General features: G+C 56.0%; 10 protein-coding genes and 2 tRNA genes. 5 read left to right on the plus strand and 7 right to left on the minus strand.

Annotated features, from left to right (window positions below):
• Window positions 1–4: 4 nt before the first annotated feature.
• Genes AC3DKS_RS01415 through AC3DKS_RS01425 form a run of 3 tightly spaced genes read right to left on the minus strand, consistent with a single transcriptional unit; the run spans window position 5 to window position 1,891 of the window.
• The gene (locus AC3DKS_RS01415) at window positions 5–601 is read right to left on the minus strand and encodes a Maf family nucleotide pyrophosphatase (protein ID WP_272607199.1); all 597 of its coding nucleotides are present in this window, start codon (window positions 599–601) and stop codon (window positions 5–7) included.
• Entirely contained in the window at window positions 601–1,128 is a 528-nt protein-coding gene (locus tag AC3DKS_RS01420; RefSeq protein ID WP_272607200.1) for a KdsC family phosphatase, read from the minus strand. The genes AC3DKS_RS01415 and AC3DKS_RS01420 overlap by 1 nt, the downstream gene beginning before the upstream one ends.
• The gene (locus AC3DKS_RS01425) at window positions 1,112–1,891 is read right to left on the minus strand and encodes a Rossmann-like and DUF2520 domain-containing protein (protein ID WP_272607201.1); all 780 of its coding nucleotides are present in this window, start codon (window positions 1,889–1,891) and stop codon (window positions 1,112–1,114) included. Before AC3DKS_RS01425 ends, AC3DKS_RS01420 begins: the two co-directional genes overlap by 17 nt.
• 83 nt (window positions 1,892–1,974) lie before the next feature.
• Here AC3DKS_RS01425 and AC3DKS_RS01430 point away from each other — a divergent pair, with 83 nt between their 5' ends.
• The 4 genes from AC3DKS_RS01430 (at window position 1,975) to bshB1 (ending at window position 8,737) form a co-directional block, all read left to right on the plus strand.
• Complete coding sequence (locus AC3DKS_RS01430; RefSeq protein WP_272607202.1) at window positions 1,975–5,175, plus strand: cytochrome c biogenesis protein CcsA; 3,201 nt, start codon at window positions 1,975–1,977, stop codon at window positions 5,173–5,175.
• Between the two features lie 211 nt (window positions 5,176–5,386).
• Window positions 5,387–6,793, plus strand: a complete 1,407-nt coding sequence (locus tag AC3DKS_RS01435) for an MATE family efflux transporter (protein ID WP_272607203.1) — start codon at window positions 5,387–5,389, stop codon at window positions 6,791–6,793.
• A gap of 34 nt (window positions 6,794–6,827) precedes the next feature.
• Window positions 6,828–8,018, plus strand: a complete 1,191-nt coding sequence (locus AC3DKS_RS01440) for a trans-sulfuration enzyme family protein (RefSeq protein WP_015754720.1) — start codon at window positions 6,828–6,830, stop codon at window positions 8,016–8,018.
• Window positions 8,015–8,737: a bacillithiol biosynthesis deacetylase BshB1 gene (gene bshB1 / locus AC3DKS_RS01445; RefSeq protein ID WP_015754721.1), complete on the plus strand. Its 723-nt coding sequence runs from the start codon at window positions 8,015–8,017 to the stop codon at window positions 8,735–8,737. The genes AC3DKS_RS01440 and bshB1 overlap by 4 nt, the downstream gene beginning before the upstream one ends.
• Here the strand turns inward: bshB1 and AC3DKS_RS01450 are convergent.
• The 4 genes from AC3DKS_RS01450 to AC3DKS_RS01465 form a co-directional block, all read right to left on the minus strand.
• Window positions 8,734–10,812 carry a tetratricopeptide repeat-containing sensor histidine kinase gene (locus AC3DKS_RS01450; protein ID WP_272607204.1) on the minus strand — a complete coding sequence of 693 codons (2,079 nt, stop codon included), beginning with the start codon at window positions 10,810–10,812 and terminating at the stop codon, window positions 8,734–8,736. The two genes, bshB1 and AC3DKS_RS01450, sit on opposite strands and share 4 nt — an antisense overlap.
• Before the next feature lie 212 nt (window positions 10,813–11,024).
• Window positions 11,025–11,100 (minus strand) — tRNA-His (locus AC3DKS_RS01455).
• 130 nt (window positions 11,101–11,230) lie between these two features.
• On the minus strand, window positions 11,231–12,784 hold the full coding sequence (locus AC3DKS_RS01460; protein WP_272607205.1) for a M28 family peptidase: 1,554 nt from the start codon (window positions 12,782–12,784) through the stop codon (window positions 11,231–11,233).
• 113 nt (window positions 12,785–12,897) lie between these two features.
• Window positions 12,898–13,881 (minus strand): carbohydrate kinase family protein, encoded by a 984-nt coding sequence (locus AC3DKS_RS01465; protein ID WP_015754782.1) that lies wholly within the window; start codon window positions 13,879–13,881, stop codon window positions 12,898–12,900.
• Between the two features lie 157 nt (window positions 13,882–14,038).
• On the opposite strand from AC3DKS_RS01465, the gene AC3DKS_RS01470 reads away from it, so the two are divergent.
• Window positions 14,039–14,123 (plus strand) — tRNA-Ser (locus tag AC3DKS_RS01470).
• The last annotated feature ends 244 nt before the right edge of the window (window positions 14,124–14,367 follow it).

A 14,367-nucleotide genomic window follows, 5' to 3' on the forward strand; every position in this document is an offset into this window, starting at 1 on the left:
TAGGTTAAAAACCACGCCGGACCATATCGCGTAATTTTTGGTAGACCAATTGGGTGGGTAATCCCACTACATTGGTGTAGGAACCCCGGATGGCCTCTACGCCAACCAGCCCGATCCATTCCTGGATCCCATATCCCCCTGCCTTGTCCATTGGATTTCCCAGATGCAGGTACGTCGTGAGCATACCCGGGTCTACGCGGGTAAAACGCACGTCTGTCCGGGCGTGGAAAACCTCCCTGTAACCCTTTGCGGTCAGGCATACCGAGGTGTATACCTGGTGCCAGGCCCCGGAAAGTTTCCCGAGCATTTCCCGAGCCTCTTTCTCGCCAGCCGGTTTTTCGAGCACCTCGTCCCCCAGGCAGACGATGGTATCCGCCGTGAGCAAAACGGCGCGGCCCGGAAGACTGTCTTGTAATACAGACGCTTTAAGTTCGGATAGGTAATTCGTTATTTCATAGGTTTTTAGGTCTTCAGGAAAGCGCTCCTCAGCCGCCTGGGTACGCACCTCAAACTCCAGGCCCATGGCCTCCAGGAGCGATTTCCTCCTGGGGGAGGCAGATCCGAGTACGAGGTGCTGTGGCTGGTGGTCCGGCCGGGGCATCAGTCGTGTTTTGCGTTGAAGTCGTGCTCCCAGTCGCCCCGAACTTTAAGTACTTGCTGGATGATATCCCGTACGCAGCCGTCCCCGCCGTTCAGGTGGGAGATATAGTGGGATATCGCCTTGATTTCCGGGACGGCATTCTGCGGACAGGCCGCCATGCCCACCTGTTGCATCACCGGCAGGTCGGGGATATCGTCGCCCATATAGAGGATTTCCGACGCCGGGATATCGTAGTCTTCCATGTATTCCCTGAGGACGGACTCCTTGTGGCCCGCACCCAGGAAAATATCGGTAACCCCGAGGGCCCGGAGCCTGGCGCGGACGCCTTCATTGGAACCGCCGCTGATGATGCAAATGCGATACCCCCGGGACAAGGCTGTTTTGACGGCGAATCCGTCCCGCACGCTCATCTTGCGAAGCAGTTCTCCCGATGTAGTGATCAGCAGGGAACTGTCGGTAAATACCCCGTCCACGTCAAAGACGAATGTGCGGACATCTTTCAGCCGCTCCTTATAATTCAGTTTCATATGTCGAAATAATGGATTCAGTAATCTGGTCGTATATCGCGGCCGCCGGTTTCCCCCGGAGCAATTCCCGGTGTTTGGCAAGTGTGGCCGTATCCCCCCGCCGGGCCGGGCCGGTCTGTGCCTCCCGGGGGCCAAGGCTTTCCAGTTTTGCCAGGGTTTCCCGGAGCAGGGGCCGGAACAGGTCTTTATCCAGGCCGGACCCGCTGGCCACCGATTCGCCCAGGTAGACCATATGGTTGGTAAAATTGTTGACAAACACGGCAGCCAGATGCAGTGCCAGGCGTTTATCTGAATTCGCCGGCTGGGGACTGCACCCCATGGTATTGGCGAGCTTATTCAGGAGTGCCAGGTCTTCCGGACGGCCGGCCTCTGTCAGCACGGGGATGCCGGCCAGGGAAACTTCGCGGTCCCGGGAAAATGTCTGTAAAGGGTAGAAGACCCCGTGGCGGGAGGTGCCCTTCAGGGTCGCCAGGGGCTGGGCCCCGGAGCAGTGAACAACAAGGGCCGGGGAGCCTTTCAGACCCGCTGCAACATCCCCTATGGCCCGGTCGGCAACTGCCAGGAGGCAGATATCCGCATCGGGTGCCGGCTCGTCCAGCCCGCTTCGCGGAGCCGCTCCCGGAAATCCAGATAATTTTTCGGGATCCCTTGCCCGCAGGCCGACCAGGCGAACCCCTTTGGATTGCTCCAGGGCGCCCGAGAGGCGGTAGGCCAGGTTGCCGCTGCCGATAAGTAGGATCCGGATCACGGTGCTAAAATACACATCCGAAATGTTAATCTGGGAAATCGGGCTGGATTGCGCGCCAAAACCGCTATTTTTGCACTGCCTTTTCAACGACGAACTGCATGTTGCAAACCGTTAACCGGATACTTTTTTCCCCGCGCCTGATGGCGGTATTATTCCTGGTAATGGCCGTGGCCATGGCATTCGGTACCTTTATCGAGAGCTGGTACAGTACGGAAACCGCCCGAATTTGGATATATAACGCCTGGTGGTTCGAGGCCATCATGGTTTTCTTTGTCATTAATTTTATCGGGAATATCCGCAGGTACGACCTGCTGAAATGGAATAAGTGGCCTGTTTTGGTCCTGCACCTTTCCTTTATCCTGATCCTCGTGGGGGCATTTATCACCCGCTATATCAGTTTCGAGGGCATGATGCCAATTCGCGAAGGGGCTACCGAGAATGTATTTTATTCGGATAAAACGTACCTGAGCGTCCTGGTGGACGGGGAAGTACAGGGCCAGCCCCAGCGCAAATCCCTGGAAGACGACCTGATTATTACCGAACAGGCCGAGCAGTCCAGCCTGCCCTGGACCACCGAATTCAACGGTACGCCCATACAGGTGGATGTGGTGGATTTCACCCAGGGTGCCCGAATGGGTGTTGCCCCGGAGGCTGGGGGCAACTGGTTCCTGAAACTGGTTGAAGCCGGAAGCGGGTCGCGGCACGACCATTTCCTTGAATCCGGGGAGGTCACCAGCATCCACAACGTACTCTTTTCCCTGAACCGCCCTGTGGACGGGGCTGTGAACATCACCCGGACAGATAGCACCCTGACCATTGATTCCCCTTTTGAGGGCAGCTTTATGCGCATGGCCGACCAGCAAAGCGGGACCGTGGTGGCCGACAGTGTGCAGCCGCTGATGCTCCGGTCGCTCTATACCCTGGGCAGTATGCAATTCGTGGTGCCCGACCCGCCCGTCCAGGGGGCGTACCGCGTAATGCCCATCCCGGAGAATGAACAAACGGATAACGACCCGGATGCTCTTACAGTCCGCCTCTCGGCAGGGGATGCGAGCCGGGAAGTGACGCTTTTGGGCGGGAAAGGGCGTTTTGAATACAGCGACCCGGTGACCATCGGGGGCCTTACATTCCGCGCCGCCTACGGTTCCAAGATCCACGAATTGCCTTTCAGCATCACCTTAAACGATTTCATCGCCGAAAAATACCCGGGGACGGAACAGGGCTATGCCTCCTTCATGAGCCGGATTACCGTGCACGACAGCACCGGGGAGGGACGACCGTTTGACTACGACATCTATATGAACCACGTGCTCGACCACCGGGGATACCGGTTTTTCCAGGCGAGTTTCAGCCCGGACGAAAAAGGAACGGTGCTCTCGGTGAACCACGATTTCTGGGGCACCTGGGTTACCTATATCGGCTACTTCCTGCTGTACGCCGGATTGATGGGTATCATGTTCTTCGGCAAGACCCGGTTCCGGGAGCTCACCCGCCGCCTGGAAGACCTCAAGCGCAAGAAAGCCGCCATGATGCTGCTATTGCTGTTTACAGGTGTTGCCGCCTCGGCCCAGACCCTTCCGGACGACGGGCACGAGCACGCCGGGATGCCGCCTCCCGAACAGGTAGATTCCATCATTCATGCCACCGCTGTGCCGGCGGAGCAGGCCTCCCGTTTTGGCCATCTGGTGATCCAGGATGAGGAGGGGCGGATGAAGCCCGTGAATACCTTTGCCTCTGAACTGCTCAGGAAACTGACTTTGCGCAACGACTACCAGGGGCTGACCCCCGACCAGGTGCTGCTGTCGATGATGATGCGGCCCAACCTGTGGACGGTGGCCGAGTTCGTTGCCCTGGACAAAAAAACCGAGAATGACAGTATCCGGAACCTGATTGGCGTACCCGAGGGGCAACGGTATATCCGGCTGATCGACTTTTTTGACGATGCGGGGAACAACAAGCTGGAGCCCGTCCTTCAGGAGGCTTTTGCCACCAACAACCCGAATAAATTCCAGCAGGATTTCAAGGACGCCTATTTCCGGCTTGGTTTGCTGAACCGGGCCCTCAGCGGCGAGATCCTGAAGATTTTCCCGCTGATTGACCACCCGAACAACAAGTGGATTTCCGCCCTGGAATTCCGCAGCGGGCAATTCCCGGTACAGGACAGCCTCTATGCGAACTTTATCCGCAACGCAGTACCCTATTACCTGAGCTCCCTGGAGAAAGGGGCCCGGACCGGCGATTATTCCGAGGCGGAAAAACTCCTGGCCGCGTTCCGCCAAAACCAGGAAAACCACGGCAGTGAGGTGTTGCCCTCTGCCCGGAAGGTAGAGACGGAAGTGATCTACAACCGCCTGGACATTTTTAACCGCCTTTACAAGTATTACGCGCTTTGCGGTGTCCTGCTGTTTTTCATCCTGATATTTGCCATTTTCAGGGAGCGGCGCATCTGGGATATTTCCACGTATTTCTTCAAAGGCATCATCTATATCCTGTTTATCTGGCACACCGCCGGCCTGATCCTGCGGTGGTATATTTCCGGGCATGCCCCCTGGTCGGACGCCTATGAAAGCATTCTCTATGTCTCCTGGGCCTGTATGGGGATGGGCCTTTTGCTGGGCCGCAAAAGCGACATGACGATTGCCGCTTCGGCCTTTGTTACCTCCATGCTCCTCTGGATCGCCCACCAAAGCTGGGTAGACCCGGCCATCGGAAATCTGGTGCCTGTCCTGGACAGCTATTGGCTGATGATCCACGTAGCCGTGATTGTCGGGAGCTATGGACCCCTCACGGTTGGGATGATCCTGGGGGTGGTCTGCCTGCTGCTGATCCTGATGACAACCGAGAAAAACAAGCGGCGTATGCGGATGAACCTCCGCGAATTGACCATTATCAACGAACTGGCGCTGACTGTCGGCCTGGTCATGCTCACCATCGGGAACTTCCTCGGGGGGCAGTGGGCCAATGAAAGCTGGGGGCGGTACTGGGGATGGGACCCCAAGGAAACCTGGGCGCTGATCTCCATCCTGGTCTACGCCTTCGTGATCCACGCGCGCCTGGTCCCCGGCCTCAAAAGCCGATGGACCTTTAATTTCCTCAGCATCGTGGCCTTTGGCAGTATCATGATGACCTATTTTGGGGTGAATTTTTACCTGGTAGGCCTGCACAGCTACGCCAGCGGCGCCCAGGTAATTACCCCGGCCTTTGTGTGGTACACCGTTGCAGGCGTGGTGGTACTCGGTATGCTGAGTCGCTGGAGGTACCAGGTGCATTACGTGGGAAAAACCGATACGCGGCACTAGGCCTCAGGGAGTTGTAAACTGCTGGTTACTGCATTTTTTTAGTCCGGGCCTTCCCACTATAAGAAAAATTCCTTTTCTTTGGTACACCATGAAGCTCTAAGAATTATGTGCCCATTTGCGGATATCCGGCTTTCGGCCCGGGTGCGATAAGCATCCCCGGCCATGCTGCCCGCAATTTTTCACCCTCCTTCAACCACATAATTTTTGCATCATGTCATCCTCCCAATTTGCGATAACCAAATTATTCCGGTATTTCCTGCAGGCAATCCGCGGGACCCAGTCCGATTTCACCACCGGCAGCCTGCGTAAGGCCATTTTTATGCTGTCCATACCCATGATCATGGAGATGATGATGGAATCCGTATTCGCCGTGGTCGATATTGCCTATGTTTCGCGGGTCAGCGTCAATGCAGTAGCTACCATCGGGCTGACGGAATCCGTCATTACCCTGGTCTACGCAGTGGCCATTGGCCTGAGTATGGCGGCGACAGCGGTGGTTGCCCGTCGGGTAGGGGAGAAGGACCTCCCGGGAGCCCGGGAAGCTGCTGTCCAGGCCATTGTGCTGGGGGTGCTGGTGTCGCTGGCCGTCGGTATTGCCGGTTTTCTCTACGCCGAGGAGATACTAGCGATCATGGGGGCCGAACCGGACCTGATCTCCGAGGGATCCGGGTACACGCGATGGTTGCTGGGCGGGAATATCACGATTATGCTGCTCTTTATGATCAACGCCATCTTCCGAGGGGCCGGGGATGCCTCCATGGCCATGTGGACACTGTTCCTCTCAAACGGCCTGAACATCATCCTGGACCCGATTTTTATTTTCGGGTTGGGGCCGGTGCCGGAATACGGGGTGATGGGCGCGGCTATAGCCACAAACATCGGCAGGGGGACAGCCGTAATCTTCCAGTTCCTGGTATTGATCTTTGGGTGGAGCCGCATTCGGATCACCCTGCGGAGCTGGGTGCTCAACCTGAAGGTCATGTGGAACCTTGTACGGGTTTCCCTCGGGGGGATTGCGCAGTTCCTCATCGGCACGTCCAGCTGGGTATTCCTCATGCGCCTGATGAGTGAATTCGGAGCTGAGATCCTGGCCGGGTATACCATTGCCATCCGCGTACTGATGTTTACGCTGATGCCCGCCTGGGGCATGAGCAACGCCGCGGCGACGCTGGTGGGGCAGAACCTGGGTGCCCGCAAACCGGACCGGGCGGAGGCCTCGGTGTGGAAAACGGGGAAATACAACGCCGTCTTCATGCTTGCCGTTTCGGTGGTCTACCTGATTTTTGCCCCGGAAATCATCGGGTTTTTCAGCCAGGCTGTCCCGGTGGTGGAGAGCGGGGCGCTCTGCCTGCGGATCATCACCGCCGGCTATCTGTTTTACGCCTACGGCATGGTGGTTACCCAGGCCTTTAACGGGTCCGGGGATACCCGTACACCGACGCGGATCAACCTGGTGGCCTTCTGGCTTTTCCAGCTGCCCTTTGCCTACGTGGCCTCCCAAACCCTGGAGATGGGCCCCATGGGGGTATTCCTGGCCATCACCCTGGCCGAGGTCCTGCTTTCCGTCCTGGCGGTGGTGGCTTTCCGGAAAGGCAAGTGGAAAACCTTCCAGGTCTGACGAAAGTGTTATTTTTGGACTTAATCCAATCGATATGAGCAAGCGCAAAGCCGGACTGAACACCACCTGCACCCATGTTGGGGCTGTTCCGGACGAACAATTCCAGGGGGCGGTTTCCCCCCTCTATATGAGCACCTCCTATGCCTATGAACACGTGGATGTCAAGCGATATCCCCGCTACTTCAACACCCCGAACCAGGAGGCCCTGTGCCGGAAGATCGCGGCCCTGGAACACACGGAGGCTGCGCTGATCTTTGGCAGCGGGATGGCGGCGGTGAGTACGTCGCTGCTGGCATTCCTCAACCACGGGGACCACGTGGTGCTTTCCCAGCAATCCTACGGGGGGACCCACAGCCTGATCAAAGAGGAATTCGGCAAGTACGGAATCGACTTTACCTTCGTGGAAGGGACCGGGGTGGCGGATTTCGAGGCAGCTATCCGCCCGGAAACACGCGTGCTTTACCTGGAAACGCCTTCCAACCCGCTTTTGCTGATTACCGATCTGGAGGCCGTGTCCAAACTGGCTGCAGACCGCGGGCTCACTACGCTTATAGACAATACATTTGCCAGCCCGGTAAACCAGAACCCGGCGGATTTTGGCATCGACGTGGTCATCCATTCCGCCACAAAATACATGGGCGGGCACTCCGATATCTGTGCCGGGGCCGTTGCGGCCTCCCGGGAACACATCGACCGGATCTTCCAACTGGCCAAGAACCTCGGGGGGAGCCTGAGCGACCAGACAACATGGATGCTGGAGCGCAGTTTAAAAACCCTGGGGCTGCGGGTAAAGGCCCAGAGCGAGAACGCTTTGCGCCTGGCCCGCCACCTGCAGGACCACCCGGATGTTTCTTCGGTGTATTACCCGGGGCTTGAATCCCATCCGGGCCATGCGATTGCCCGGGCTCAGATGCACGGGTTTGGCGGTATGTTATCCTTTGAGCTTGCCCCGGGAATCCCCCTGGAAGGTTTTGTCCGCGCATTGAAGTGGGTTCGGCCCTCTATGAGCCTGGCCGGGGTGGAAAGTACGCTGACCATTCCTACCCTTACATCCCATGCCCTCTTGTCGGAGGCCGATAGGCAGCGCGCGGGCATTCGCCCGAACCTGATCCGTTTCTCCGCGGGTATTGAGGATTTTGAAGATTTGTCCGCCGACCTGGACCAGGCCATTGCCAGCGCCCGGAAGCAGGCAGGCGTAACCCCTCAAAAAGAAGGCGCCGTATGAAATTGGATTTACTCGTATTCGGGGCGCATCCGGACGACGCGGAACTCGGAGCCGGCGCAACGATTGCCAAAACGGTTGCAGCCGGAAAAAAAGTGGGGATTATCGACCTGACACGGGGGGAGCTCGGAACCCGGGGGACCGCGGAAATCCGGGACAGGGAAGCCGCGAAGGCGGCGGAAATACTCGGGCTGGCCATCCGGGAAAATATGGGATTTGCCGACGGATTTTTCCGCAATGACCGGGAGCACCAGTTGGCGATTATCCGCCAGATCCGCAGGTTTCGGCCGGAACGGGTGTTGTGCAATGCTGTTGATGACCGGCACATCGATCACGGCCGGGGGAGTTCCCTGGTGAGCGACGCCTGTTTTTTGAGCGGCCTGGTGAAGATCGATACGCGCCTGGAAGGGGACGATCACTGGCAGGAGCCATGGCGCCCGAAACAGGTATACCATTATATTCAATGGAAGAACCTCGTGCCCGATGTGGTGGTGGATGTCACGGGGTTTATGGAAAAGAAACTCGAGGCGATCCACGCGTATGCCTCGCAATTTTTTGACCCGGACAGCGAGGAGCCTGAAACGCCCATCAGCAGCCGGAATTTTACAGACAGTGTCAGTTACCGCGCCCGGGATTTGGGGCGGCTCATCGGAGTGGAATACGCAGAAGGGTTTACAGCCGAACGGCCGGTGGCAGTGGATTCGCTGGAGCAGTTGATTTAAACGGCGGCACTGTATTTCTCAGTAGCCTTGGGCAAGGTGAAATAAAAGGTGCTTCCAATTCGCAAGGTGCTGTCTACCCATATTTTACCTTTGTTTTTCTCAACCATTTCTTTACAAAGGGAAAGTCCGAGGCCGGTACCTTTTTCATTGTTGGTTCCGTAGGTAGAGGTATTGCTTGTGTCCTGGAAAAGCTTGGACAAGGTCACCCGGTCGATGCCAACCCCCGTATCCCGCACAGCGATTTGCCAGTGCGTTTCCTTGTCCTCCGCCCGGAGGCTGACGATCCCGTTTTCCGGGGTAAATTTCAAGGCGTTGCTGATCAGGTTCCGGATCACGATATCGACTTGATTCGGGTCTGCCCAAACCTCCGTGTTGCCATCCAGTTCACTGACAACCCGAATGGATTTTTGCTCGGCGATTTCGGACAACAGGTTGATGTTCTCCTCTACGATGTGTTCCAGGGAGGTGTTTACCGGCTTGGTATTGGCGCCTTCGAGCTGGGAGTGGCCCCAGGAAAGCAGGTTGTTCAGCGTAAAGAATATATGGTCGACATCCGATTTTAATTTGGGTATAAACGAGAGGAATTCCTCTTTTTTCATCTCTCCTTCCGTGTACATGTTCAGCAGGCTCTGCAGGGCGCCTATAGGGCCTCGTAAGTCGTGGCCGATGATGGAGAACAGCTTTGTTTTGGTCTGGTTATTTGCCTGTAGCTCCGTTTTGCGAACCTCCAGGATGTCTTTTTTCGTGCTTAGTTCTTCGGCCAGCCGCTTCTGCAATTTTTTTGAACGGTTGACCAGGTAGATAATCACCAGGGCGATAAACAGGATGACCCAGCCGATCCGCACGTAGCGTTTTTGCTGGGCAAGGGCCTTTTCGTTTGCCTCTATGAGCTCCGCTTTTTGTTGCTCAAACTCATTGCGGGTTTTCAGCAGGCTGAGGCTCTGGCGGTTTTCGCTGCGGGAAATGGAATCCGATAATTTCTGGAAAACTTCGTGGTAAACCAGGGCTGTGGCATAGTCGGCCTTTTTCCGGTGGATACGATAAAGGGTTTGGGCACAGTCCCGTTTGCCCTCCCGGAAATTGATTTTTTCGCTGATCCGGAAGCCCTCCGTGGCGTAGGCAGCTGCCAGGCTGTCGTTGCCCTGCCCGAAATGCGCTTCGGCCATTCCGTTGAGCAGGTCAATCCGCGAGCGGTCATCGTCCAGGTTCATGTGGAGCATCTCGGCCTGGTTGTACCAGTAGAGCGCCCATTTGTAGTTGAATTTCTTGAGATAGACCTTGCCCTTGGTTTCATAAGCAAAGGCCAGCCAGTCCAGGATACGGTTTTCCTCGAAGGTGTCGATGCTTTGGTTGATATTGAACATGGCGTATTCCAGGTTCCCCATATCCGCATAAACGGAGGCCAGGTTGCTCATGGTCTCCGCGTTAATAATGTCGTTGCCCAGCTTGTTGTTGATCCGCTTGACCTTTTTGAAATACTCCAGGCAATGGTCGTAGTCCTTTTGTTCTGCGTAAAGGTTGGCGATATTCTCGTTGATGATGGACTGCATGACCAGTTCCCCGGTTTGTTCGGCGAGCTCCAGGGCCTCCAGGTATTTGGTAAGCGCCCCCGCGATATCACCCTGGTACACGTATTCCCCGGATAAGCCATTCAGGGCGCTGATTTTCAGGTTGTCCGCCCCTGCTTCCCCGGCGAGCACCAGGCCTTTTTTATAGAATTCGATGGCCTTGTCGCTATTCCCCTTGTCCGAATGGAAGTCGGCCAGCCTTAAATAGGAGCGGGCTTCCCCGAGCAGGTATCCGGCCTTCTCGCTCAGGGTTAGAGAACGTTTGGCCAATTGGTGCAGGCTGTCTGCCTGATAGAACCGCATTTCCCCCGCCAGGTCGATCAGGCGGTTGATATAGGTTGTGTCCCTGGGAGAGAAACCGGCACTGCGTTCCAGGGAGCGGATTTCCCTGAGGATCTCCTCTCTGGGGTTTTCCTCTGCAGCCAAAAGCACAGCAGGCGTCCAGAGGAACGCCAGCAGGAATGGGAGCAGGGACGATAAAATTAAATATTTACGCAAAGGATTCATCGGCTGGCTTAAAGGAACTCTAAAATTAGGCGCAAAGCCCCCGGGAGGCCGAAAGTTTGTTGTGAAATGCTATTTTTTGTGTGTTTTATCGAAGGTATGATGCATTTCATCGATAAAACGGGGGTGCAGATCGGCATGCCAGGGTGTCGGAATACGCATCTGCGTGGCCGGAAAAAAAGAAGCCCCCGGAGTGTTTTCCGGGGGCTTGCTGCGGGTGGAAGACCGGGTTCGAACCGGCGACCTCTGGAACCACAATCCAGCGCTCTAACCAGCTGAGCTACAACCACCGTCATGTCCCGATGCCGACAGGCCCAATGGCGCGTCGGCTCAGGCGGTTGCAAAGGTACCTTTTTTTATGAATTGTCCCAAAGAAAAAAACGCTTCCTTCCGGGAAAATTACCAGCAGGGAATTCCCCAATTATCGCGTCGGCTTATCGACAATTACGCGGGTATCCCGGTTGGCGATTTCCCAGGCCGTATGGAAGATCAGCCGGGTGCGGTTCTCCAGCAGGTCGTAGTTGATCTTGTCCGGGGTATCGCCCGGGCGGTGGTAATCCACATGCGTCCCGTTGAAATAAAAGATGATCGGGATGTTATTCTTGGCAAAATTGTAATGATCGCTCCGGTAGTAGAAACGGTTCGGGTCGTTCTCGTCGTTGTAGGTATAATCCAGCTCCAGGCCGGAATACTTCTCATTGACGGCTTCCGAAAGCTTGTGCAGATCCGTACTCAGCTTGTCCGAACCGATCAGGTAGATGTAGTTGCGGTTCCCTTCCCGCTTCGGGTCAATGCGGCCAATCATATCGATGTTCAGGTTGGCGACCGTCTGCTCCAGGGGAAAGGCAGGGCTGTAATCGGTGTAATACTGGGAGCCCAACAGGCCTTTTTCCTCCCCCGTCACGTGCAGGAAAACCACACTTCGTTTCGGGCCCTTCCCATCTTCAGCGGCTTTTTTGAAGGCCTCGGCGATCTCCAGCATGGCCACGGTGCCCGACCCGTCGTCGTCCGCCCCGTTGTTGATGGCGCCATCGGAGGAAACACCGATGTGGTCCAGATGTGAAGAGATTACCAGGTATTCGTTCGGATAAACGGAGCCCGGAATGTAGGCAATGACATTCTCCGAATCCACGGCCTCGCTTTTACTATCCACATTCAGGTCGATGTCCACCGGGTAGACCTCGGCCACGGTATTCTTTTCAAACCCCGGGTAGATTTTTGCGGCAACATCGCTTTGGACGACGAGCATTTGGGGGGAATTCTCCGGGGAGGCAAGCCCCATGCGCCCGCTGTTATTTCGCTGCATCCGGTCGAAGTACCGCTTGTACCGGGCAAAATTGGCATCGTCCACGTAGAAAAACCCGCGCGCCCCCTTGGACCGGGCCACGGCCTGCCGCTTGTCGATGCCTTCCGAGAGGTTGCTCCAGCCGGATTCCTTATTGGTGCCACTGATTAAATAGGTGCCGTCTGCCTTCCGGGGCTCCCCGGCTTTCATCAGCAGGTATTTTCCCTCCACATCCATATTGCGATAATCCGAATACCCAGGGGTTTCGATGCCATAGCCGACAAATACCACTTCATCCAGGTGGCCCGTCCCGGGGCTGAAGGTCAGGAAGCCCTCCCCATTTTTCAGATCAGCACCATTGATGGTTATGCTGCCTGTGGGCAGCCGGGCCAGTTCCAGCGGCACTTTTTGCAGGTATCCCGCGTCGCCCAGAGCCGGGGCAACTTCCATTTCCCGGTAGGCGTTTTCCAGGTATTCCACCGCTTTTTTCTGACCGGGCGTCCCGGTTTCCCTGCCTTCGAACGCATCCGAGGCATAGGTGTACAGGTGTTCTTTCAACTCTTCCTCCGTAATCGTGGAAGCATAGGTGATTTCATCCGGTGAAGCCAGGGCCGTGTGCTCCGCCACGGATTGTTGCGTGCTGTTGCAGGACACCGCCAGGGCTGCACACAGCAAAAGTACTTTTTGCATGCTTAGTAGTTAAAGGGATAATTTTTCAAAAATACGGAAAATGGCGGGAATCTAAGGGGCATCGCCGGAGGCCCTGTTTCCGGGAGTAAGCTGCTCCGGTACCCGGGAAGTGGTCAATCCGACCCGTAAGCGGCCCGGATCATTTCCCGGGTTTCTTCCAGAGATTTAAAGACGTCAAACGTACGACCTTGTGTGCGCTGGGCCCCCAGGGCATTTGCAAATCGCGCGGCGCGGACGTAGTCGTCCGGATCCTCCAGCAAACCATAGCCCAATCCGCCGGCAAAAGAATCCCCGCACCCGGTGGTATCCACCACATCGGCAACCGGGACGGAGGGCACGATTTCCTTTTGCACCTCCCCGCCTTTCTTAAAATACACTGCGCTACCCCCGGCATCCAGGGTAACGATAAGCGCTTTTACACCCCGGTCCAGCACGTGCGCCGCCAGGTCGTCCAGGTGGTCCGTGGATACATCGTGGAACGGCTGGAGCTGCTCCAGTTCGTATTCCTTTTCAAACCAGCAACAGCGCGACTCCTCCAGGTTCATCTTCAGCACGTCGATATACGGAAGCCAAAGATCCCGGTCTATCCAGAACCGGATCAGCCGGTCCCCGAGGATCGTGGCGGTGTTCGTCGGGCCGTGGGCATCGAATATGATCAACCCCTGGCTGTTGGCCTTGATGTATTTTAACGTTTCCAGGGGCACTTCGTAATCCGTTATGGGCACGCATACAAAGACATCGGCATCCATGAGGCCTTTCAAATCTTCGCCAAGGATGGGGTTCATAAACCCGGTTTGCTTCTCCAGGCGGTTATTCTGGTCCACAAAGGTCAGTTGGATGATATCGCCCTGATCCGCATCGTCGGTAATATAGTCCTGGGAGATGTTGGAGTAGGGGGCAACCACTTCCAATACGCCGGGCCGGTCTTTTTTCCGGACGTGGGACACGGGAAAGACCGTCCCCCGGTCTCCCAGTAAGCGGGAAAGCCCGATGGCGGTATGTGTGGCACAGCCGTATTTCTCAATGACTTCCCCTTTATGCGTGGTGATATGGTCCCTGGGGATCGGCCCCAGGACAGCTGCCTTATATGATTTCATGTACTTTGGTTTAGCTTGTAGAGGAAGATATGAATTTCCCTTCAATTCCCGCAACACCCCGGCTGCCGGTATTATTTGGCCATCACAAATTCTTTCGCTACCCGGGCTTCTTTCGAAAAAGCTTTTTATATTTGCACCCGCAAAGACACGCATACCAGGAGGAATGGCAGAGTGGTCGAATGCGGCGGTCTTGAAAACCGTTGAGGGTCAAACCTCCGGGGGTTCGAATCCCTCTTCCTCCGCAAAGCAAAACGCCTCACAGAAAGTGAGGCGTTTTTTGTTTCCGAAAGCCAGGAAAGCGAGCTTTCAACTGGCTAAAGGAAACAAAAAAAGCGAACGGCGAAAGCCGTTAGGCGTTTTGCTTTGCAGGATCTCCTTTCAGGGATCACGAGCGCAGCGAGTAATCCCTTCTCAGATGATTGAAACCCCAGTTTTGTAAGGGGTTGGGAATGAAAAACCAGACTATGCGAACGCATAGTGGGTTTT

This window comes from Robiginitalea sp. (assembly GCF_982776155.1).

Coding starts and splice junctions, on each gene's coding strand:
- AC3DKS_RS01415 (WP_272607199.1), bottom strand. CDS start 601: ATGCCCCGGCCGGACCACCAGCCACAGCACCTCGTACTCGGATCTGCC.
- AC3DKS_RS01420 (WP_272607200.1), bottom strand. CDS start 1,128: ATGAAACTGAATTATAAGGAGCGGCTGAAAGATGTCCGCACATTCGTC.
- AC3DKS_RS01430 (WP_272607202.1), top strand. CDS start 1,975: ATGTTGCAAACCGTTAACCGGATACTTTTTTCCCCGCGCCTGATGGCG.
- AC3DKS_RS01435 (WP_272607203.1), top strand. CDS start 5,387: ATGTCATCCTCCCAATTTGCGATAACCAAATTATTCCGGTATTTCCTG.
- AC3DKS_RS01440 (WP_015754720.1), top strand. CDS start 6,828: ATGAGCAAGCGCAAAGCCGGACTGAACACCACCTGCACCCATGTTGGG.
- bshB1 (WP_015754721.1), top strand. CDS start 8,015: ATGAAATTGGATTTACTCGTATTCGGGGCGCATCCGGACGACGCGGAA.
- AC3DKS_RS01450 (WP_272607204.1), bottom strand. CDS start 10,812: ATGAATCCTTTGCGTAAATATTTAATTTTATCGTCCCTGCTCCCATTC.
- AC3DKS_RS01460 (WP_272607205.1), bottom strand. CDS start 12,784: ATGCAAAAAGTACTTTTGCTGTGTGCAGCCCTGGCGGTGTCCTGCAAC.
- AC3DKS_RS01465 (WP_015754782.1), bottom strand. CDS start 13,881: ATGAAATCATATAAGGCAGCTGTCCTGGGGCCGATCCCCAGGGACCAT.